Here is a 20,739-nt window from a genome sequence, read left to right as displayed (position 1 = left end):
CCCTTTTCACACCAATCCTTCAAGCACCTGCACAATCCGATCGCGATGCTCCTGCTGCAGCTGCACCTCAGCTTCGAGATCACCGCTGAACATCCCCATCACTGCCGCTTCGATTCGATCACGAGCCACTGCAGGAGACATTGCATCCATCTCCACGCAGACCTCTTGATCAGGCGAGAAGCCATGACGCTCTAAGAATCGCTTAGTGCGGCTGTCGTTCTTGTTGTCACCCCTCAACGCAACCTGAGCGCCAAAGCCATCAAGGTCATCACGGGTCACCAGCACCCGTTGCATCGTGATCAGATCAGGGTTGCTCACATGAGATCGAATCTCCTCCAGTGCTGCCCGTGGCCAATCATCACCACTGGGGTCGAAGTCAGCACAGACCAGCAGGTGAATGGCTTGCCCTTCACAGATGTGCTCATTCACGCTGAGCGCAACCGACCGCAAGTAACTGGCCGATCCGTAACCCTTGCAGGCCGCTACATCAACACCAAGCCCGCGAGCATGTTGCATATAGACAGGAATCTGACCCGCCTTTTCGACTAACACCAGTGGCCGTTGATTCTGCTCACGCCAGAAATCAAGCCTGTAAAACCATGGCGCAGTCTCAGCGAAGCCAGCAGGGTTGTTCCAACGATTGACGCCATAACTGGCGCGGGATTCATCAACGATGTAATTCCAAGGCAGCTCGGCTGATTTACGCAGGTCCAGAACGCGACGCTGGACTAGGTCGTAATTAACGGTGCTGCCCATGCTGTCCTTGCTGATGTAATCCAGCAATGAGGAGACCACCGCCTGGTAGTAGAGACCACGGACGGTGATGGGCTGGAGCTCAGCAGCTAGTCGCAGTAACTCTGTCCTCAGGAGTGCATCCTGATCACGAGAGAGCAGCTTTGGCGATTTGCGGACCATGGGGGTGCAAGGTGACTGTGAAGGGCTTGCCCTTCCTCAGCAGCATACACAATTCCTAGCGTGTAAACACGCTGTAGCCGTACGGGTGCATCATTAGCTGGGCTTATTGCAGGCGTACTCTCTCATCACAAGTCTGGGAATTTGTTATTGCTTGCTATAGCAAGACTTGGCAATTTCTCCATTCCGCCTGCGGAGGGGTTTTAACTCACTTTTACCTCCCTAATTTGAATGAGTAATACGTGCTCCCCAGTCGTATATGAACTGCGTCTCTCCTGCTGAATACAAGCAGCACGAAAAACAATTTGCTCCGCTAGTCCGCGTCAGCAACACCTTCAAGTTGCAGGTCGAGACTGATCATGCTCTGCGCGATTTCTCCAAAGCAAGCAAGCAAGATCTCTCGGTCGTGATCAGACACGCTCTTCACGAATATCTGGAACGTCGTGGCATTAGCCCCACGCAGCCACTCGGCGTTCACTAATCCAAAAGGAAGCCTGCGGTCATAGCTCCCCAGCCATACCCCGCAGACCACCAGCAGAACAGCAGCCAGCACTTAGGCCACTCATGAGAAATTGTACAAGGCAACTCCCGATAACGCACCTGCTGCGCGAATCAATCGCAGATCAGGTGGAGTCGTTAATCCTTTCAAGTCCTGAATGTAGCCGTACGGCTTCATATCAAGTGGATCGATTTGTCCTGGCCGCTGAACGTATTGGATCCGATTACTAATGTCTGAGCTCAAGCCTGATCTAAACGCAGCTAAGACATTTCTCGACTTGCTTGGCAAGAACGGTGATGCTCGCTTCCGCGCGTTCCCCCATAAACACACGCCACCAGAAATCAAGAGGCAGCTAAGAGCTCGCAAGATCAACGGTGAAGGCTCTGGTGATCGTGTCCTGAAAGCTCGGAGCGATGGTTTAGGCATTTATCTCGTCATCAATCGCGGTGGTGATGACAAAGCATCCATCACTGAATGCATCGCCTACTTCGCGGAATTCGATGGCACCGCAGAAGCCGATCAGCTGCAGCGTGTAAACGACTCAGGATTGCCAGAGCCATCAATCATCAATCGCACTGGCGGTGGCTCCCTCCACTTCTATTGGCTGCTCGATACGCCGATTGCCAATAAAGCTCTTTGGCAGTCCGACATGAAGCGGCTCGCTGGTTATCTCGGCAGCGATAAGTCAGTAAATGACCCTTCACGCGTGATGCGGCTGCCTGGATCCCTCTACATGGGACCTGATCAACAACCGATCGCTCTGGTGGAAACCATCCACGTCGGCGATGGCAGGTACACCCGTGAAGACATCATCAGTGCGCTGCCAAATGATCCGACTCCACTGCTGGAGCAATCATCACCACAACCCGCTAACGATCGCACTGCTGAACGAGCTCTAGATCAGCTCTATCGCATCCCTTCACGCACTCCAGGCTCCAACACCAGAGATGAATATCTCCGATTGCTCTGGGGGTTGGCTCACATCCTTGGCCCTGATCGTGCAGGTGCTGCCATGGCGGTTCACTCCCCTGCCTGGGCAGCTGAAGAGGACTTAGTCGAGAAAGCCCGTGAAGCTAACGGCACCATCACTGACGGCACGTTCTTCGAGGTCGCCAAGAATGATTTCAACGTCACTGATTCAACTGCTGATCAGACCGCAGCCAGAAATGGCAAGTCTTCACAACAGCGCAGCCACGTTGATGACGATGAACCCCTCGAAGAGCTCATTTCTCGCAAGGTCGGTGAACTGCTCGATCTCCGCCTGCTGACGCAAGACACCTGGGCCAAAGAAATGGCACTGATCGCTGAGCTCGGATGGCGTGGCTTGAAGCGACACGACATTGAAGAACGGATGTACGCCGCTCTGGCTAATCGCTGGAAACTAGCCATCAGCCAATCCCATAACAAGAAACGTCGCGGTCGATCACCAAACCAGACCCGTGAAGGAGAACAGCAACAAATGCTCGTTCACGGTTTTCTCCCCTGGAAACGTGATGCAGTTCTCTTCGGTGCTGGTGGTGTCGGTAAGACCACTGCAGCCGTACGGATCGCATGGTCTGCCATTACAGGTGAACCGCTCCTTGATTTCGAAATCCCTGGAGACATCACAGGCAAGGTCCTATTCATTGGCTCTGATGGCGGCACAGGTGCCTACGACATGTGGCAGAACGCCGCTGAAGATCTCGGCATTGCCAACGATCCACGCTGGATTAATGGCTGCACTCATTGGGGTGCTGATGAACACGACGGCATCGGTGCATGGTCTGTCACGCCAGCAGGTCTCCAAGAGCTCAAGACCGAGCTTGAAGAGAACAACTACGCACTGGTCATCATCGATAGCTGGAAAGCTGTCCTGAGCCTTGCTGGCGTTGATTTCGGTATCGGACCTGTCGACACCATCGTTCGATTGATTCAAGCCCTGATCGCTAAACACTGCAGCGGTCTTTATCTCCATCACCCCTCAGGCAATACAAAGGGCAAGGGCATCAGCGGGGCAGGCGGCAACCAGAACATCAATCAGATTCCCTACGCCGTTCATGAGCTCCGCGTTGAACCTGTCTCTGATGACAGAGCCAAATGCGTTCGCTGGATTGCTCACAAGCTTCGTGGATACGTCTCCAGAGAGTTTCTTTATCGACTTGCACCCGATGGCTTTCAGATTGTCGAGGGTGAACTGGTCCGTAACTGCCGCGACGACATCCTGATCACCGTCTCTGACCTTGAGCAGATGGGGACCGCAACCACCAGTTACGCCATTCATAACCTGCTCTCTACGCGGAATGAATCCACTATCCGCAACAACCTCACCAAGCTCCGTCAAGACGGTTTCCTTAAAAAGACAGGCTCTAGCTGGCATCTCACAGCCAAAGGCAAGCGCACTGTTACCGAGCTCACTAAGACACACGTATAGGAGTATATATAAAAAGGAATTAGGAAAATATCTTTATAAAGCATTGCTATTACTAGTTTTCTCTTGTCTCCATCATCGGGAATATCTAGGGATTACGCAGGATTTGTCGGGATTACCTCTGCTTTTTTGGTCACCATTAAGCGCTGCCAATGGTTCTCAGCCGTTTTTTCCCGCATTCCCGCATATACATAGGTATACCCCTCCCCCCTACTGAGGCGGATAGAATTCACGCAACGGTTTACAACGTCTTAAATTTGTGTGTAGCACACCAGTTCTTATTAATAATGCCAGCATCAAGAGCAATACAAAAAGAGACTGAAGCCAAGAGGAATAGAGCCTGGGAGATGCATATAAACGGGCGCCCGCATTACGTAATCGCCGCCGAGCTCGGAGTTACATCAGCGAGGGTGACGCAGATGATCCAGCAGGCAGCCAAGGCTCATCCCGTCAACAAGCTGAGCATCGAAGAGCGGATGGCGGTCAGCGAGGGCCGTTGGCAGTTGGCTGAAGATGCAATCAGAGCGGAGATCCTGAAACAGACGGGCGAGGGCTTTAAGACCACCAGACAGATCATTGATCCTGTTGGCCGTGTCCAGATTGAAGAGACGGTGGAGCACCGTGTTGATCCAGCCCTGCTGCGCGCCTGGAGCACACACACCGATCGAAGAGCTCGACAACTCCAGAACCAGTTGGCACCCGATACGAGCGTTCAGGCGGTCAACGTCAACCTGATCAAGGATTTTCTGGGCCAGGGCGATGCACAAGGCAAGCTCTCTGCTCAGCAGTGGAACGAGACCGTCGACGTCACTCCTGCTGGTTAAGCAGGGGGTCAGTCGCGTCATATAGCTGTCCCAGCTTGTAGTCGTACGGATATAGGGCAGCTAAATAGAGCAAGACCTAGAGCAAAGCTCCGATTTCGCCTGAGCTCACCGCTGCCATTTTGGAAGCCTCAGTGTTGCCTACCTCTTACGAGCGGCATGCCCTTCACGCTGTCGATCTAGCTTTTCTCTGACAGCATCACGGATGAATTCAGCCATTTGTTTGCCTAACGGGCGGAGCTCATCATCATCACTCTGATATAGCCGTACGGAAGCAGGTTTACTTGATAAGGGCTCATCTCCCTTTACGGTGAAGTTGAATTCACGTAATTGTTCTGGCTGGCGTTCAGGATCACGACTCATGCGATCAGCGTGTGTACGTTGAACAGTAGCGCCCAATTAACATTAAACAAAGAGAGAGCTCAAGGTGGATAACGGGATACAGCTAAGCCCATGGCAGAGAAAAGTTGCTGGATTACTGCAGAGCGTTGATGAGCTCAACACGCTCGTATTGGCAGGCGGTCGAGGTGGTGGCAAGTCGATCCTGCTTGTGTGGATCATTGTTTATTACATGTTGCTGTATGGGGAGAAGTTCAACGGTGTCTTGATCAGGGCTGACCTTGCTGGCTTACAGAAGCTGGAGACACTGCTGATAGAGCAGATCATGCGGATGATGCCTGGCAGCAGGTATCTGAAGGCCAAGAGGCGTTGGACAGCGAGCAATGGAGCGACGTTGCAGCTGATCCACATGGATGGCAACGACGGGTTTAACAAGATCCAGGGTGAGGACTTGAATTTCTGCGGATGGGATGAGCTCGGGCAGGAAGCTGATCCGCAGATGGTGTTGAGGGTGAGATCAAGCATGCGGAGTACAGATCCAACGTGTCCGCCGAAGTTCATCGCAACGGCCAACCCGCTTGGCCCTGGCAGCTGGTGGATCAGGGATTATCTGGTCACCAAGTCGATGCCGAACCGCATCTTCACTTGTGAGGTCTTTGGTGCTCAGCCTGCGGTTTGGATCAAGTCCACGCTCAGAGATAACCCGTATCTGAGCAACCCGGATCAGTATGAAAAGGAGCTGCGGGCCAGTTGCTTTGGCGATGAATCAAAGATTGCCGCTGAAGTGCTTGGCGAATGGGGGCAAGTTACTGCTGGATTCTTTGGATCGTGCCTGAGCATTGAGCGGTCAATGCTGCCGGGTGATTTTCAGATCCCTTGGTATCCCGACAAGAGCGGATCGTTTACTGAAAAGACCAAGGCACATTGGTGCTGGATCGGTGGCGACTGGGGCACGGCAAGCCCTGCATGCGTCGTGTTGATGTGTCAGATCCAAGAGCCAATGATGGACGGTGATCGCCATATCGCCAGGGGCAGTTGGGTGTGTGTCGATGAGGAATACGTCTGTTCGATTCAGCCAGACGGATCAAAGGAATGGAACCGCGGCGATCGTTCATTGACTGCACCGCAGTTTGTGGAGCGTGTGAAAAACCTCTACATGCGCAATGGATTCACGAATTGGGTGATTCCTCATCGCAGGGTAATTATGGATTCTGCAGTTACCGCTCAGCTTGGTTTTGGCGGTGCAAGTGATCCAGTGACATTGAGCACTGAATTCAAGAAATACGGCTGGGAGGTTACTGGTTCACCTAAATCAAGCCGTGCAGTGGGTTGGCAACTGATGAAATCGTTGCTGTATCAGGCAGGCAGTGATGAGCCTGGGTTGTACATCTCAGAGCGGTGCGAAAGCTTGTGGGCGACGTTGCCTTATTGCATCAGTGATGATCGCAATCCAGAGGATATGGAGAAAACAGCACCGGATCATTCTGCTGATGCTGTGAGATATGTATTGACTGCCGCAAATCAAGCTCAGCACAGCTATCGGCAATCACAGCGAAGTGGGGCGCATCCACTGATGTGGGGCGCTGAAGAGAAGCGGAGACGATATGTAGGAGGTATGCGGACGTATAAGCCAATGTTGATTCGCTGAGGGGATAAAACAGAGGGCTACCCATACGGAGGAGGTAGGCGGGTGGAAGCGGTGCCCGCCTAGATGGTGATTTAGACCGTTGCTATGACTGCTGAACAGACCTGATACCCATGTCAGAAGAGCAACTTAAAGCGTTCCTGGAAAAAGTGAAAGGCGACACCAGCCTTCAGGAGAAGCTCAAAGCAGCTGCTGATTCAAACGCAGTTCTTGCGATTGCAAAAGAGGCTGGGTTTAAGATTTCTGCTGAAGACTTGAAGACCGCTCAAGTCACAGAGCTTTCAGATGAGGAATTGGAGGGCGCAGCTGGAGGGTACCTGTCTTACGATGGGAGCGGACGTACTTTTGGTTGTGGGGGTAAAGGGTGTGGTTGGGTGGAGCCGCCGACGAAAATAGGTGGGGGTGAATGTCGGGACAATAAGCTTAGATAAATTAAAGCCTACACACCCGCGAAAGCCCCTGCATTGACAGGGGTTTTTTATTGCTTCAATGGTCTGACTGACCCCATAAATCAGCCTTTAATACCTGGCGTGATAGAGCACTTTAATTGTTAGTCAAAGACACCGCAGCAGACCATTGCTATAACTATTCAACGGACTTGATACTCATGTCAGAAGAACAGCTCAAAGCCTTCGTTGCCAAAGCCAAGGATGACCAGTCCATTCAGGCGAAACTAAAGTCAGCGAAGATTCCTGAGGAAGTTGTGGGAATCGCTAAAGAATGCGGTCACGAATTCACTGCTGATAAGATTACTCAACTCAGTGAAGATGAGCTGGAAGGCGTGGCTGGTGGCTCTGGGTGGGCCGGTTATAAGCCTGGACAGGCTTGCCTGGGAGTAGACACTATGGCACCACCTTCTCCAGGAGAATTTTGAACTAACCCATCATCAAAACCTCTGCCAAAACAGGGGTTTCTTATTGCTTCAGTAGCCTGACTAATCCCACAAATCAGCCTTCAATACCTGGCACGATTGAGCGCAGTAAGTATTAGCCAAAGACACTGCAACAGACCGTTGCTATAACCGTTAAAGACTTCAGATACCCATGTCAGAAGAACAACTCAAAGCTTTCCTGGACAAGCTCAAAGAAGACACCAATCTTCAGGAGAAGCTCAAAGCAGCCGGTGATTCCGATACTTTTCTTGCGATTGCAAAAAAGGCGGGATTTAGTCTTTCTGTTGACGACCTAAACCAGAATCAATCCGAGACATCAGAAGAAGAACTGGAAGCAGTGGCTGGTGGATGTGATATTGAGTTGGTAAGTTTGTGCAGCAAAACTCACAATGTACTTTGTTGATAAGTTTACTCTACGAAAAGTTTGGCTAGGCAGAATAAGTTTACTGATAAGATTGCCAAGGATTTTTTATTTATTCATTCACGCCAATAACTCCACATATTAGCCTTCAATCCTTGGCACGATTGACTGCAGTAATTGTTAGCCAAAGACACTGCAGCAGAATGTTGCTATAAATGTTGAACTGATCTCATACCCATGTCAGAAGAGCAGCTCAAAGCCTTTCTAGAGAAGGTCAAAGGCGACACCAGCCTTCAGGAGAAACTCAAAGCTGCAGCTGATTCTGATGCAGTTCTTATGATTGCCAAGGAGGCTGGGTTTAGTATTTATGCTGATGACTTAATTGAAAAGATAGAGCTCGCTGAAGAGGAATTGGAAGCTATTTCTGGGGGTGAATACACAGGAAATGACACGGGTCCCACGAACATGTATGGAGTATGTCATATTCCTAAATGTCCAGAATGGGCTGCCTCTAAAGGCTGAATACCTCGCCTAAACATCCCAGCCTAATCATCGAATACTAAACTGTAAATATCCTGACCCATCTACTTATCAAAGCCCCTGCCGCAATGGCTTTGACTTCTTCAATAGCCTGACTAATCCCATTAAATAGTTCCCAATACCTGGCACGATTGAGCACAGTAATTATTAGCCAAAAATATTGCAGCAGGGTGTTGCTATAACCATTAAAGACTCTCGATACCCATGTCCCTAGAACAACTCAAGGCATTCCTCGCCAAAGTCAAAGGTGATTCCAATCTTCAGGAGAAACTAAAAGCAGCAAAGTCACCTGATGAAGTCGTGTCTATCGCCGAAGAACATGGTCATGAATTCACTACTGATAAGCTGAGTCAGCTCAGTGAAGAGGAGCTGGAAGGCGTGGCTGGTGGTGGCTGTATCCCTTTTCCCCCCTATGATAAGAATTCACTGCTTAGTCCGTAGCTGAACATATTGTTTAGTCTTAATCATCAAATTCCCATGTCAGAAGAACAGCTCAAAGCATTTATTGAGAAAGTCCAGGGAGACGACAGTTTGCAAGAGAAACTTAAAGCAGCTGCTGATTCTGATGCAGTAGTTGCAATAGCCAAGGACGTAGGGTTTACTATTTCTGCTGACGACTTAAGAACTCAATCTGAGATTTCTGAGGAGGAGTTAGAAGGCGCGGCTGGAGGGAATTCCTGGGGCTGGTGCCGCGGGTTTACGGGGCTGGAGGGCTGTTCTGCCTGGTGCAATCGGTTCTGCCACGGTCGACAGACCCGCTGAAAAAGCCTAAAAGCCTACTCATTCCAAAGCCCCTGACGCCGCAGGGGTTTTTATTTCTTCAATCACCCCAAAAATACCATCAATCAGCCTTCAATACCTGACACTAATTAATACTTAGTCGAGCCACCAGCGGCTTAACGATTGAACCAGTGCTACAACAGCTCTATTAGCAGGAGCACCATGTCAGAAGAGCAACTCAAGTCCTTCCTCGAAAAGGTCAAAGCTGATTCCAATCTTCAGGAGAAACTAAAAGCAGCTAAGTCACCTGAAGATGTTGTGGGCATCGCTAAAGAACACGGTCATGAATTCACTTGTGACAAGATCAGTCGACTCAGGGAAGATGAGCTAGAAGGTCTGGCAGGCGGAGGGCTTAGCATATGGGGATGCACAGAATGCGTAGATGGAACTTTTCACTGCAAGAGATGCGATTTGTCAAATCTATTTTAATTAACATCTCAAGTACACAATTTAGTGCTGCAAAACATTGGAAATGAATGCACGGCCTGAATTTGTGTTCTCCAGACACCTTGTCAAGGAAAATACTCTTATAATTATCATATATATATTAAAACTCGTCACGATTGAGCGCAGTAAGTATTAATCAAAGACACTTCAAAGCATCGTGGCTATGACTGCTGAAAAGACCTGCTACTCATGTCAGAAGAGCAACTCAAAGCCTTCCTCGAAAAGGTCAAAGGCGACACCACGCTTCAGGAGAATCTGAAAGCAGCTTCCGATGCTGATGGTGTTGTGGCGATTGCGAAAGATGCTGGCTTTAGCATCTCTGCTGACGACTTAAAGGAAGTTCGATCAAAGCTTTCTGAAGAAGAGCTGGAGAGAGTGGCTGGGGGTTGTTATGTTACCTGCTGGACTGGGACTGACTGGGTAGAGCCTAGCTACGGACCGAAATGCTGAAAGATTTAAACTGTTTCTGGAAAGGCTGTATTTACACACTCAAAGCCCTTGCATTAGCAGGGGCTTTTTATTTCTTCAATCACCCCAAAAAGATCAGCAACCAGCCTCCAATAACTGGCATGATTGAGCGCTATAAGTATTAGCCAAAGACACTTCAAGACATTATTGCTACAACCGTTAAAAACTCCCGATAGCCAGTCAGAAGAGCAACTCAAAGCGTTCCTTGAAAAAGTCAAAAGCGACACCAGCCTGCAGGAGAAGCTCAAAGCAGCTGCTGATGCTGATGCAGTTCTTGCGATTGCGAAAGAGGCTGGGTTTAGTGTTTCTGTTGACGACTTGAAAGAGGCTGGGTTTAAGCAATCAGAGATTTCTGACGGGGAGCTGGAAGGCGCGGCTGGTGGGGCCGACACCTTGTGTTGTCCGGTGCGGTGCGGGCAAACCTTTAGCTGTATTGCATAACTATCCCGGCTACAGGGGCAAAAGCCCCTGCCGCCGCAGGGGTTTTTATTGCTTCAATAGTCTGACTAATCCCATAAATCAGCCTTCAATACCTGGCACGATTGACTGCAGTAAGTATTAACCAAAGACGCTGCAGCCGACCGCTGCTATGACTGCTGAAAAGACCTACCACCCATGCCAGAAGCACAACTCAAAGGATTCCTCGAAAAAGTCAAAGCTGACACTAGCCTTCAGGAGAAGCTCAAAGCTGCAGCGAACTCTGATGCAGTGGTAGCAATTGCAAAAGAAGCAGGGTTTAGTGTTTCTGCTGAAGATTTGAAGACAACTAACGCGGAGTTAACGGTTGAAGAGCTGGAAAACGTGACTGGGGGCACAGCCTGGAGCAATAGTTGTTACTGAAAATTGTCTAGACAATGCTGACGACAGACTGAGCCTTTACCCAGCAAAGCATACAAATTCAAGAGCATTAGGGGGCTTTTTATTACCTCATTTATTCCAATAATCTCATAAATCAGCCCCCAATGCCTGGCACGATTGACTGCAGTAATTGTTAGCCAAAGACACTGCAGCAGAATGTTGCTATAAATGTTGAACTGACCTCATACCCATGTCAGAAGAACAACTCCAAGCCTTCCTCGAAAAGGCCAAAGCAGACACCACACTTCAGGAAAAACTAAAAGCAGCAAAGACACCTGATGAAGTCGTGTCTATCGCTAAAGAACACGGTCATGAATTCACTGCTGATAAAATCAGTCAGCTCAGTGAAAGTGAGCTAGAAGGTGTTTCGGGTGGCGCGGCGAGTGCGATTGTGGGGGATTGTCAGTCTCAGGAAGGGCATGTATGTTTCAGTGAGGGCGAGGTTGTGTGTGGTAAAAGGTAGCCTGCTGGTCTAGTTGAATTACTAGTTATATCAAACCTGAAGTCTCTTTTATCACAGAGATCTTGCTTCATTAGCTCAACTAAACCCATAAATACACCTTCAATACCTGGCACGATTGAGCACAGTAATTATTAGTCAAAGACACTGCAGCAGACCATTGTTACAACTACTCAACAGACTTGATGCAAGCTATGTCAGAAGAACAACTCCAAGCCTTCCTTGAAAAAGTCAAAGCTGACACCATTCTTCAGGAGAAGCTCAAAGCAGCTGCTGATGCAGATGCAGTTCTTTCAATTGCAAAAGAAGCAGGATTTAGCATTTCTGCTGACGAATTAGAGAACGCTCAATCAAAGCTTTCAAATCAAGAGCTAGAAGGAGTTGCTGGGGGTGGGGCTTGTCCTAGCACTTTTACGATCGACGCCTGTGCTGCTACTGGCTGCAATCCTAAAGATTTATAAGTGGTGAGACTTAAGAGTAACTTTATACACTGTAAGCCACTGCAGTGACGGGTGTTTTTTATTTCTTCAATAGCCTGACTAATCCCACAAATTAGCCTTCAATACCTGGCGCGATTGAGCGCATTAATTGTTGTCTGAAGACACTAGATGATATCATTGCTATAACCATTAAAGACTCCTGATTGACATGTCAGCAGAACAACTCAAAGCCTTCTTAGAGAAGGTCAAAAGCGACACCAGCCTTCAGGAGAAGCTAAAAGCAGCAGCCTCACCTGAAGCTGCTATAGACATTGCCAAAGAAGCTGGGTTTGCAATTACCGCAGAAGATATTCAATCAATGCAATCGGTAGAAGTGTCAGACGTGGAGCTGGAAGGCACAGCTGGGGGTTAATGGGAGACTGGATGTGATATATGGGATTTAAGCTGCTGTCCTGACTAATCCCACAAATCAGCCTTCAATACCTGGCACGATTGAGAACAGAATCAGTAGAAGTCCCTGCGCTACAAAAATGGTGCTGCACCCGGCCAGAGTCCAACGCCTGGATGTTGTAGCCAACCATTTGGAGTAAAGGCGACTGAGCCAAGGCACTAGTAAGTAGCCGGTGAGTAAAACGGTGATCAAGTTGCTGATCAGCATGTTGAGGGGCAATGACAACTGGCTCAGCGTTGACCCTCCGAGCCACATCAGCAGCATCACCGACGGATACAAAGCCAGCCAGACCAGCAGGTTGACCTTCCAGATAGGAGTTCGCGATGTTCCCCTGGTCTGAATCTACTGATCGAAAAAGCTTGCATCCAGATGGAAGCGAAAGCGATAGCCGACCAATTTTTCTGCCTCTGTGATTAATTCTCTCCTCTCTGGGCTATCAATCCAGCGAAGACACTGCTCTAGTTCCTTAAAGCGAACATGGGTGGTCACCTTGAGCGTTTCGCCACCAACGGAATCATCAAAAACAACGTCTTGCCCGAGGAAACCGCTATGACCCTGAGCGGCACGATTCAGGCGATCGAGAATAATCTGAATGTCCTCGCGCTGAGAAGCTCCGACCGTGCTGTGAATCGTGTAGACGAACTCATCATTCGTGGGTTCAGTCATGGTTCACTCCAGTCGCTGATGCTTCTTAGCGATCCTCATCAGGCAATGTGTGGAATTCATCCCACATGTTGGAAGCTTCAAACGTGAGAATTTCTGTGAGTTTTATTTCATGCTCCGCCTTTGGTTACTGCATCTGGTGATTGCTGGCTTCTGCTGTTGCTGTCGCCCTGCTTCCTTTGAAGGCACAGGACGGCAGTGCTGAAGATCTGGGTGATGTGATGAGCATCAGCCTCAAGGATGTGGTCAAGCCCACCTTTGGCTTCCAGGGTGCATTGCAAGGTGCTGGAACACCGAATCAAGGAGGCATCGGCGGATTCTTGCCCCTCTCTATTGGCGATAACAGCGTGTGGTTCGTTGATGCCCTGATCAACGCCAACTTCGCTGACCGTGAGGGTGAGAGCAGCATCATCAACACCGATGTGGCAGGTACCACCGTCAGCACGTCTACCCGACTTGGTTATCGTTGGCTGAATGGTGACCGCAGCTGGATGTATGGGCTTAACGCTGGTTGTGACAGCCGCCCGATGAATACAGGCGGAACCGATACAGGCATCAGTGTCAGTGGCACAGAGAAGAGTGCTTTCTTCCAGCAGGTCGCAGTCAATGCAGAAGCTGTTTCTAATGACTGGAACTTCAATGCCTATGCCTTGATTCCTGTTGGAGATATCGAGCAGAACCTTAACTGGTACTACCAAGGCGGCGCGCTTGATACCTACGGGCTTGATATTGGTTATTTCATCACTCCAGTCTTGAAAGCATCAGCTGGTTATTACTACCAACATCGTAATCAAGAAAATGTTGATGGTTCTGGTGTGCGTGGACGCTTGGCTTATGAAATGATTAATGGAGTCATAGCAGGCGTCAATATCTCCTACGACGAGGCTTTTGATACAAGAGTTTCAGCGGATATTAAAGTTCGCTTTGGTGGTCCTAGTGCAACAGCGCAACGCAAAGAAGTTCAACAGTTACCTGTAATAAATGCCTTAACATCAACACCAAGCCATAGGGATGTGAGAGTGCACGACGAGGCAAATACAATATTTGAATTCAACTCGGGAGCGGAAGTGGACGTAGGCAAAGCGGACGATGCGGTTTATGTGAAAGTGCCAAAATTAAAAATACCAAAAAGCCAAGCGGAAGTGGAGGTGGGTAAAGGGGACGCTTCGCTTTATATGAAGTCGAAATAACCGAAAATACCAAAGTTTAAATATGAACCTCGAGATGCTATATTTAGGCCTTGCGAATACCTTAGAAGGAAACTAAGCGCCCAATCTATTGTCACAGCAGAGGTTTTTTGTTTCTTTAATCACTGCCTAATCACGCCTAAATGCCATCCAACACCTTGAACGATTGAGCGCATTAATTATTAGTTAAAGACAAACTAATGTTGCTGAAAGGGTGGTGAATGCGCATCGCCCAAGAGGACCAAAGTCACTTCTGCCCATAAAGCTCTAACCAATCGACAGTATCAGCGCCGCCATCAAGCAGTTGCCTGCATCGTTGCTGTGCCGCCTTGTTTTCCGCAGGCGTGTGGAGGGACTGGTTGTGTAGGAGTTGACTCCAACGGCCCTTGTCCAAGATCTCGTTTTCTGTTTCAGCCCGTGCTTTGGTTTGCCGTGGCTTCCGCTTGGGCATCAGCGAACGCTTCTCAGCACTGATCGAAGAAGCAGCAACAGATCACCGACTGCCACCGTCACCTGCTCATCAGGCGATGCCCAGGGGCTGCCTCCTCCCAGAACAGCCTTGGCCCTGCTGCTGCTTGATGCGCAGACGCCTCATTGCAGCCTTGAGTGGCTTGAGTTCAGCCCTGAGTTCTCTACGGGCTTCAGCAATGGCACTGCTGCGTCTGTAGGACTTCGGTTTTGGTTGTTGATGGCGTAGTTTTGCATACCCCAATTGCCTGTAGATACGCCTCTGCTTGGCACCCAACGCCCGCATAGATTTGCGCTGAGAGCTGAGTTCAGCTCTTAATCCCTTGCGGGCTGTGATGAAGTTGCGCTTGCGTTGTGCCTTAGCTTTTCGCGCCTCAGTGGCAGCTCTGGTGATATCGGCCTGACGTTGACGTAATGCAATTCGTGCTTGCTTCTTGGCTGCTTTCTCAACAACTCGCAGCGCTACAAATGCCCTACGGCGACTCTTGAGCAGCTTTCTCTTTGCTTCTTCTAGTGCTCGTCGTTCTGCAATCTGCTCCTTCAGCTGTTCGCCGATGATTGGGTCAAATTCCGTAAACGCATCCAGGTTTTGAGATACCAGCTGCAGACGCTGGTCTTCAGGCATTAGCTGCATGCGCAGCAGTAATGAATCAACGGTTGCTGTCAATCGAACTGCTCCCTAGGACGTACAGGGGTCAACTCCTGGTTGGTGTAGGCATCGCTGGGATGTGGGACCACACCAAGCGCAGAATTGCCATCCAAGTAACTGCCGTAAGGCATATCGGAATGGTCGTTTTGGAAGGTGGTGGCGCTGAGTTCTGGCCTCGTAAGGTCACGGCCCAAAGTGACGCCAGGTGAAACGTCGCGGCGCATTGCTTTACGACGTGCCATTAGCTGTATCTCCGAAGGATTTGACGTTTGGCTTGACGGTTTTTCTGCAACTCTTCCACACGCTCAGCTCGCCGTTCATTGGCAGCACGTTGCTGTTTGGCGTGGTCAATCCACCTGTTCAGCTCTGCCTGATCGGACTGCTTTCGTGCTGATTGCTTTTCAGACTCAATCCTGCGAATTTGAGGTCCACTGACTGCCTTTGCTTTGGCTGGTGTTGCCCAGCCGTGCATGGATTTTGCTTAGCCATTGCAACGCTCCTGCATCTTCTTCTTGAACTGCTCAAACACAACATCGAGATGACGTTTAGCCTGAGCTGAATTGCGCTTATTGTTGGGGTCATGACGGTCGCGCTTGCTGGTGGTAGTGAGCCTGCCTCCGTGATTTACACGCATGTCGTCACCACGTAGCCTTCAGGGGTTTACCGCCGTCAGTTGGCAGCACCCAATTGATGGAACCTTCAACAGCGAGCTGTGTTACTCCAGAAGCGTTGGAGTCGACTTGCATCTCAATGACGGGCGTATGCGTTGCTGAGGTCGCTGCACCATTAGGAGCCCAAGCAGGAACAGTGCCAGACCCTGCAGGGGGCAACCTGAGGCTGATGCCCAGATTCAATCTTCCCAACATTGCTGAAACTGTCTCAGACGCAGCCGTGTTGTTCTCAACCAGCAGGTCATATCGGACGTAATCAGAGCGCCCAGCCTGAGGACCATCCAGTGCCGACACTCTGAGAATCACTTCACAGGCACGGGCATATTGACCAGTGCGTTCAAGTTCTGCGCCATAGGCAGCACCATCACCAATCCGCTGTGCTGCACCACCAGCGACACCGCTGACCAGCTGGTTTGCCAATGGAGTTGAACCACCTCCACCACTTTTGATTGTGGTGTTGGTGACAGGTGCATTCACCTTGGTTGATGCGTCCTGAATGTTCAGGTGCTTACTTACCAAATCCTGCTTGTTGGTCCTGAAGTCGACCCTTTGGAATGATTGGGCATCAGGCGTAAGCCAGAACTCAAGGCCACCCTCAACTCCTCTTACGAGGTTGTCGCCAGGAGCGTATTCATCAAAGCCAAACCACTTGCGAGCGCCTGATTTGGGGTCAGTCCGTGTCGGGTCTGAATCGCAATATGCAAAGCCACTACCTCTCAGTCCTTGGTCACCCTTGTCACCTTTGGCGCCTTTGTATTCATCCTTGGCAATCTCAGACCACAACTCATCACGAGTTGACTCTTTGTATGCCTCGAGTTCTGCTGTTGCTTGATTGGCTCGCTCAGTAGCTGCCTTCACCTCTTCAAGCAGAACGGCCTTGTGTTTTTGCAATGACGTTAACGTTGCTTCTGACTCTTGCTTGAGTCGTGCAGTGGCCTGCTCAAGCTGCAGCTGTGCCTCCTCCGACCGTACGGAGTGACTGGCAATAGCTCCAGCATCATGTAATGCAGCATTGGCCAACATCGCGGCCTGGTCAGGTGTCACCAGCGCCGTTTGCTCTTCAACAGGCTCAGGTGCTTCTGCAGCTTCAACCGTCGCAATCCTGGCGCTCAGAACTTCCTGGTCTGCAGCCTCACGTTCTGCATCAGCCTGTTCCTTGGCAATTTGTGAGCGCACCTTCTTTTCAATAAAGGCACCGCCACGCTGTTGCTTGACAACATCATCAGGTACTTCGACCTTGTTGCCGTTGCGTGCCAGGTATTCCCTGACCGCTACATCGTTGCCTTCGTATCCGACAAGCATCAGGCTTCCCCTGGTATTGCGTAACCGTGAGCACGCAGAATTGCAACTTCACGGTCTGTGAATGAATGGGCAGGTGCTGCAGGTTGCGATGCAGCTTTTTGCTCGGCCGCTGTCTTGGGACAGAGCTGCTCAAGCATTGATGCGTTAGTGAAATTACCCTTGGTTTCTGGCATCAGAACTGGCTCACCATTAGGACCGTCCACATAATGTGCGGCGCTCCCATACGGATTACCTTGGCTGAGGATTTCAGCCACCTTGGCTTGTCTGATATCCTTTTCAGTAAGAAGATTCATCCGTTCCAATTCAGCCTGAATTGCAGGCGTTATTGGTGCCAAACCTTGTTGAGCTGCTGCAGCTTGCAGTGACATTGATGCACCTGCTTCTGCAATCCATGCCTTGGCCTGAATTGGATTCAGCTGCGCAACCCTACGCTGCATAAACTGCGCAATTGAACCCTTCTGTGTCCATGGATTAGACAACGTCAGCCTGTTACGCTGCTCGCCACTTAATTCAGGTGATTGGTTCGCCTGAAATAGCAGTTCAACCTGCTCTGGATTCATGTTTAATAGGGCTATTAGCTCCTGCTAAGGCTACTTAAATTACCCTTTTTTACTTACACTGAGCAGGCAGCAAAAGGTTACAACCCGCTGCAGACGGACTACCAAGCGTAGGGATGGTTTGGTATTTCGTTGCGTCTATCAATTACGCCATGGGTCTTCAGCCACATTGCCAAGCTCTTTCAATACCTGGCGCTGACTTCTCTCCCTGGCGTCAACTTCTCTGACCTCTTGAGCTTTCATCTGAGCAGTTCTTACCTGTGCATTACGCATATGGATCGCAAGTAGCTGGCGCGAATGCGCCAACAGCGCGGCTGGGGCATCAACCCCTGGGCGACCCACACCCGCTTCATCCTGAGCCAATCACTGGTGCGTGATGAGGCCTACGCCGGGCCACTGCGCGACTGGCTGGGTGACGAGGGCAGGAGAGCCTGATTGGAATGCAGGGTTAGGAGCGAGCAACCTGCAGCAGGCAGAGATCCTGCGTGAGTGGATTGATCGTTGGCCGATTGCGCTGCACAACATCAAGTGGATTGCAGATGACGCGTGTTGGAATCGGACTGGTCATGCAATGACAATCGGCGATGAGTTCCGGAAGGGCGGGGTGCCGTTTATCCGAGCAGGGAAGGCAGCAATGACCGAGGAAGCAGGACTTGCCCGACTGCGATCAATGATGTGGGCGACCGATAGGGATGAGCGTCATCTATGGCTGAAGGCGAGCAGGAGATGCCGTGCGTTCTGGGAGTTGACCCCATTACTGGCAAGGGATCAGAAGAAGCGTGAATTGCTGGATCCCACTGCAATCACGCACTGCATTGACACTTGGCGATATGCGGCGAACTCTGTTCACAAGCCATACCGAGTCGGCCGTGGCCCGAGGTTCTCATGACTCCTGGTGAACTGCAGCGTTATGGAGTGCGGAACGGTGTGTTGTTGAGCCGTGAAGTGAGGCGGAATATTGCTGATTTCAGGGATGAACTGGGTCAGACAGTGCAGTTGGATGGATTAATTGAAGCGATCAGTGGAACACATGCACGAGTGTGTGTGCTGCTGCATGTGGGGAATAAAGGAATCGGCAGTCGTGGTGGACCGATGTTGGGGACGATTACGTGGGTGAATGAAAGTGATTTAGAGCCTTATGAAGGCATCAATGTATGGGCGCAGTCTTTGGTGCGAAAGATATTGCGTAAGCGTGCTGGGAAAGATGTGAGTCAACCCCGGGAATCACCATTTTGGGCTGAGTTATGAGGATCGAGTATTGCGGTCATTACATCAGTGATCTGGAAACCAATTTGGGAATGCCGAAGTTGCTGGTGAGCCCATTTGGATCGTTTGCGGCGATCTGGAGTCAGGTTGGCGCTGGTGTTTTGTCGCTTTGATCTTTGGGTGTTTTATCGAAGTAACAGCGCCATAGCCACTCCTGCTGCTGAGCTTCAGGTGTCCCCTCCCGGGGGAAGATTGTCAAAAAATCTTTGTCTACCAGAGGTTGGTAGGGCCCCTGCTTGATCTCAAACATCACTGAATCAGTTTCTAGGGCTACCAAGGTGTGAAATTCTCCTTCTGCCAATTGCACCCCCCGGACCTCTCCGTTGGCTTCAAGTCGTTCGCGCTGCAGCACCTCACCAGCTTTGTTCAGGACAAGCAAACCGATGCTGCCTTTTAGCACCACGAAACATTCGAAACCTGCCCCCGCTTGCTCACGCAGGTGCCGATGTGGACGCACGTAGGTTCCCGGCTGTAGCACATTAAGAAAGCGCTGCACCAAGTCGCTTTCCTGGTGCAGGTTGTGGTTTTTGCGCAGTCTTGGGCTGATCGCGGCTTGTTGCGCGACTTGCGCAAAGAGACTCTCAGAGATTGGAATTAAAGCCTCATTGGCCATGACGATCAAGGTATTGGCTAACCATTTTCGACGTATCTTAAACCTTTTAAAGGGCTAATTTAACAGTTGCCCCATTTTGGTAGCAACGGCAAGGTTTTTCAGCAAAATCCTAAAGGAGTTCAAAGTAATAAAAGACGCAAGGTTGATTCGGTCAGGGGCTAGCTGATATTGCTTGATGCCCAGGTGTTGCGATGCGGTGTTGAGTGTCATGACACGGTCAATGCGTTCACATTCGCGACGATGGTTCATGCCTGAAAGTCGTTGGCACGCGCCATGAGCCCACATAACAGGGGATCGGTCCTAGTGGTCAGTTACAGAACTTGGCCCTTTGCTGGCTGGCTGCTGTGATGCCCTGCTGATCGGGTGTCCCCCATTCGGGGGTTGCACACCACCTGCCGTCGGTGCGAAACAGGAAGTTCTACCTGCCCCTGACGACCATGAGCAATTGTGAAGCAATTTCTTGGGAGGAATAGAAAGAGAACTACAAAAATTCTTCGCTGCGGCAGGAACTCCTCTCGCAATTGCATTCCTAGGTGTCTGCATAGTTGTAGCGTGGGGGGCTCGTTGTAGGGCGGATAGAAGGAATCAAGAGAGGGATGTATTCAGCAGTGAAGGATGGGATTACGGTGAAATCGGACAGAAGTATCGATGTAAATCTCAGTGGAGGCGAGTTTGTGGGGCGATACGCCAACTAATAACTCTCACCACTTAGGCGGGCAACGTTCCATCGGTGAGTTCTCTGGCAAAACCCGATTGTGGTTTTAGTGGTGATTGAGGGTTGGACGTCCAGCCTTAGGTTTGTCCCAATTGCTGCCTTGTTGATTAGACACAGCGGATCCACATCCCTGCGAGGAGTGAATCTGCCGCCCTCTATTTTCCACCAAGCCTCTGACCTGCTGAAGTTGTAGCCGAGGGTTGCTGTAAGTAGCAAAACAGCAGCTATTGAAGTTGTGCTGAGGGTTTGACCCCAAACGGGGAAGTCAGGCTGCTGGAAGACTACCGGAACGGGTGATGTGGATTCTGTTTAGTTCAGCGATGGTGAA

The 20,739-nt window shown here is 50.3% G+C and carries 30 protein-coding genes; 20 read left to right on the top strand and 10 right to left on the bottom strand.

The genetic code is table 11. The features are described from left to right. Nucleotides 1-6: 6 nt before the first annotated feature. The gene (locus tag SIB58_RS10360) at nt 7-915 is read right to left on the bottom strand and encodes a hypothetical protein (RefSeq protein ID WP_066907121.1); all 909 of its coding nucleotides are present in this window, start codon (nt 913-915) and stop codon (nt 7-9) included. A gap of 310 nt (nt 916-1,225) precedes the next feature. Next, on the bottom strand, nt 1,226-1,465 hold the full coding sequence (locus SIB58_RS10355) for a hypothetical protein (protein WP_066907124.1): 240 nt from the start codon (nt 1,463-1,465) through the stop codon (nt 1,226-1,228). A gap of 175 nt (nt 1,466-1,640) precedes the next feature. On the opposite strand from SIB58_RS10355, the gene SIB58_RS10350 reads away from it, so the two are divergent. Together SIB58_RS10350 and SIB58_RS10345 are read left to right on the top strand one after the other, a co-directional pair. Continuing rightward, nucleotides 1,641-3,821, top strand: a complete 2,181-nt coding sequence (locus tag SIB58_RS10350; protein ID WP_066907127.1) for an AAA family ATPase — start codon at nt 1,641-1,643, stop codon at nt 3,819-3,821. Between the two features lie 416 nt (nt 3,822-4,237). After that, nucleotides 4,238-4,642, top strand: a complete 405-nt coding sequence (locus SIB58_RS10345) for a hypothetical protein (protein WP_066907131.1) — start codon at nt 4,238-4,240, stop codon at nt 4,640-4,642. Between the two features lie 138 nt (nt 4,643-4,780). Here SIB58_RS10345 and SIB58_RS10340 read toward each other — a convergent pair whose 3' ends face one another. After that, nucleotides 4,781-5,002: a hypothetical protein gene (locus tag SIB58_RS10340; RefSeq protein ID WP_066907134.1), complete on the bottom strand. Its 222-nt coding sequence runs from the start codon at nt 5,000-5,002 to the stop codon at nt 4,781-4,783. A 64-nt stretch (nt 5,003-5,066) separates the two neighbouring features. On the opposite strand from SIB58_RS10340, the gene SIB58_RS10335 reads away from it, so the two are divergent. The 15 genes from SIB58_RS10335 to SIB58_RS10265 all read left to right on the top strand — a co-directional run bounded on the left by SIB58_RS10335 (nt 5,067) and on the right by SIB58_RS10265 (nt 12,660). Further along, entirely contained in the window at nt 5,067-6,626 is a 1,560-nt protein-coding gene (locus tag SIB58_RS10335; protein ID WP_414494651.1) for a hypothetical protein, read from the top strand. 110 nt (nt 6,627-6,736) lie between these two features. Then, nucleotides 6,737-7,054, top strand: a complete 318-nt coding sequence (locus tag SIB58_RS10330; protein ID WP_082823448.1) for a Nif11-like leader peptide family natural product precursor — start codon at nt 6,737-6,739, stop codon at nt 7,052-7,054. Nucleotides 7,055-7,230: 176 nt separating this feature from the next. Continuing rightward, complete coding sequence (locus tag SIB58_RS10325) at nt 7,231-7,497, top strand: Nif11-like leader peptide family natural product precursor (RefSeq protein ID WP_082823447.1); 267 nt, start codon at nt 7,231-7,233, stop codon at nt 7,495-7,497. Between the two features lie 169 nt (nt 7,498-7,666). Further along, nucleotides 7,667-7,918: a Nif11-like leader peptide family natural product precursor gene (locus tag SIB58_RS10320; protein ID WP_066911719.1), complete on the top strand. Its 252-nt coding sequence runs from the start codon at nt 7,667-7,669 to the stop codon at nt 7,916-7,918. A 195-nt stretch (nt 7,919-8,113) separates the two neighbouring features. Next, a complete protein-coding gene (locus SIB58_RS10315; protein ID WP_082823446.1) occupies nt 8,114-8,398 on the top strand; it encodes a Nif11-like leader peptide family natural product precursor in 285 nt (94 codons plus the stop codon). A gap of 222 nt (nt 8,399-8,620) precedes the next feature. Continuing rightward, entirely contained in the window at nt 8,621-8,857 is a 237-nt protein-coding gene (locus SIB58_RS10310; protein WP_066911716.1) for a Nif11-like leader peptide family natural product precursor, read from the top strand. Between the two features lie 36 nt (nt 8,858-8,893). Continuing rightward, the gene (locus tag SIB58_RS10305; RefSeq protein WP_066911713.1) at nt 8,894-9,178 is read left to right on the top strand and encodes a Nif11-like leader peptide family natural product precursor; all 285 of its coding nucleotides are present in this window, start codon (nt 8,894-8,896) and stop codon (nt 9,176-9,178) included. A gap of 180 nt (nt 9,179-9,358) precedes the next feature. Continuing rightward, a complete protein-coding gene (locus SIB58_RS10300) occupies nt 9,359-9,625 on the top strand; it encodes a Nif11-like leader peptide family natural product precursor (protein WP_066911710.1) in 267 nt (88 codons plus the stop codon). 207 nt (nt 9,626-9,832) lie between these two features. Continuing rightward, complete coding sequence (locus tag SIB58_RS10295; protein ID WP_067327392.1) at nt 9,833-10,093, top strand: Nif11-like leader peptide family natural product precursor; 261 nt, start codon at nt 9,833-9,835, stop codon at nt 10,091-10,093. 165 nt (nt 10,094-10,258) lie between these two features. Further along, on the top strand, nt 10,259-10,552 hold the full coding sequence (locus SIB58_RS10290; protein WP_067327389.1) for a Nif11-like leader peptide family natural product precursor: 294 nt from the start codon (nt 10,259-10,261) through the stop codon (nt 10,550-10,552). Between the two features lie 174 nt (nt 10,553-10,726). Beyond that, nucleotides 10,727-10,951: a Nif11-like leader peptide family natural product precursor gene (locus tag SIB58_RS10285; RefSeq protein WP_066911701.1), complete on the top strand. Its 225-nt coding sequence runs from the start codon at nt 10,727-10,729 to the stop codon at nt 10,949-10,951. A 208-nt stretch (nt 10,952-11,159) separates the two neighbouring features. Further along, entirely contained in the window at nt 11,160-11,432 is a 273-nt protein-coding gene (locus tag SIB58_RS10280; protein ID WP_066911698.1) for a Nif11-like leader peptide family natural product precursor, read from the top strand. A gap of 191 nt (nt 11,433-11,623) precedes the next feature. Continuing rightward, nucleotides 11,624-11,890 carry a Nif11-like leader peptide family natural product precursor gene (locus SIB58_RS10275; protein WP_074159390.1) on the top strand — a complete coding sequence of 89 codons (267 nt, stop codon included), beginning with the start codon at nt 11,624-11,626 and terminating at the stop codon, nt 11,888-11,890. Between the two features lie 187 nt (nt 11,891-12,077). Further along, entirely contained in the window at nt 12,078-12,281 is a 204-nt protein-coding gene (locus SIB58_RS10270; protein ID WP_066911695.1) for a Nif11-like leader peptide family natural product precursor, read from the top strand. A gap of 244 nt (nt 12,282-12,525) precedes the next feature. Beyond that, nucleotides 12,526-12,660: a hypothetical protein gene (locus tag SIB58_RS10265; protein ID WP_255355659.1), complete on the top strand. Its 135-nt coding sequence runs from the start codon at nt 12,526-12,528 to the stop codon at nt 12,658-12,660. Between the two features lie 2 nt (nt 12,661-12,662). On the opposite strand, the gene SIB58_RS10260 is transcribed toward SIB58_RS10265, so the two are convergent. Beyond that, entirely contained in the window at nt 12,663-12,986 is a 324-nt protein-coding gene (locus SIB58_RS10260; protein WP_156486788.1) for a hypothetical protein, read from the bottom strand. A gap of 140 nt (nt 12,987-13,126) precedes the next feature. On the opposite strand from SIB58_RS10260, the gene SIB58_RS10255 reads away from it, so the two are divergent. Beyond that, nucleotides 13,127-14,173, top strand: coding sequence for a carbamoyl-phosphate synthase (locus SIB58_RS10255; protein ID WP_231857188.1), 1,047 nt, complete (start codon nt 13,127-13,129; stop codon nt 14,171-14,173). A 517-nt stretch (nt 14,174-14,690) separates the two neighbouring features. Here SIB58_RS10255 and SIB58_RS10250 read toward each other — a convergent pair. The 4 genes from SIB58_RS10250 to SIB58_RS10235 all read right to left on the bottom strand — a co-directional run bounded on the left by SIB58_RS10250 (nt 14,691) and on the right by SIB58_RS10235 (nt 17,820). Beyond that, nucleotides 14,691-15,305: a hypothetical protein gene (locus SIB58_RS10250; RefSeq protein WP_156486787.1), complete on the bottom strand. Its 615-nt coding sequence runs from the start codon at nt 15,303-15,305 to the stop codon at nt 14,691-14,693. After that, nucleotides 15,302-15,529 carry a hypothetical protein gene (locus SIB58_RS10245; protein ID WP_156486786.1) on the bottom strand — a complete coding sequence of 76 codons (228 nt, stop codon included), beginning with the start codon at nt 15,527-15,529 and terminating at the stop codon, nt 15,302-15,304. The genes SIB58_RS10250 and SIB58_RS10245 overlap by 4 nt, the downstream gene beginning before the upstream one ends. A gap of 396 nt (nt 15,530-15,925) precedes the next feature. Further along, nucleotides 15,926-17,260, bottom strand: a complete 1,335-nt coding sequence (locus SIB58_RS10240; RefSeq protein ID WP_067327388.1) for a hypothetical protein — start codon at nt 17,258-17,260, stop codon at nt 15,926-15,928. Beyond that, entirely contained in the window at nt 17,260-17,820 is a 561-nt protein-coding gene (locus SIB58_RS10235) for a hypothetical protein (RefSeq protein WP_156486785.1), read from the bottom strand. Before SIB58_RS10235 ends, SIB58_RS10240 begins: the two co-directional genes overlap by 1 nt. 294 nt (nt 17,821-18,114) lie before the next feature. Between SIB58_RS10235 and SIB58_RS10230 the strand changes: the two genes are divergently transcribed. Then, a complete protein-coding gene (locus SIB58_RS10230) occupies nt 18,115-18,252 on the top strand; it encodes a hypothetical protein (RefSeq protein ID WP_156486784.1) in 138 nt (45 codons plus the stop codon). Between the two features lie 450 nt (nt 18,253-18,702). Beyond that, nucleotides 18,703-19,065, top strand: coding sequence for a hypothetical protein (locus SIB58_RS10225; RefSeq protein ID WP_066911671.1), 363 nt, complete (start codon nt 18,703-18,705; stop codon nt 19,063-19,065). A gap of 100 nt (nt 19,066-19,165) precedes the next feature. On the opposite strand, the gene SIB58_RS10220 is transcribed toward SIB58_RS10225, so the two are convergent. Together SIB58_RS10220 and SIB58_RS10215 are read right to left on the bottom strand one after the other, a co-directional pair. Then, complete coding sequence (locus tag SIB58_RS10220; protein ID WP_066911668.1) at nt 19,166-19,696, bottom strand: WbuC family cupin fold metalloprotein; 531 nt, start codon at nt 19,694-19,696, stop codon at nt 19,166-19,168. A gap of 54 nt (nt 19,697-19,750) precedes the next feature. Then, a complete protein-coding gene (locus tag SIB58_RS10215; RefSeq protein ID WP_066911665.1) occupies nt 19,751-19,945 on the bottom strand; it encodes a hypothetical protein in 195 nt (64 codons plus the stop codon). Nucleotides 19,946-20,739: the final 794 nt, after the last annotated feature.

The sequence above is a fragment of the Synechococcus sp. MIT S9504 genome (assembly GCF_047497135.1).
GTDB lineage: Bacteria > Cyanobacteriota > Cyanobacteriia > PCC-6307 > Cyanobiaceae > Synechococcus_C.
Note: the sequence above shows the minus strand (reverse complement) of the source record. Positions and strands in the feature narration are given on the sequence as shown.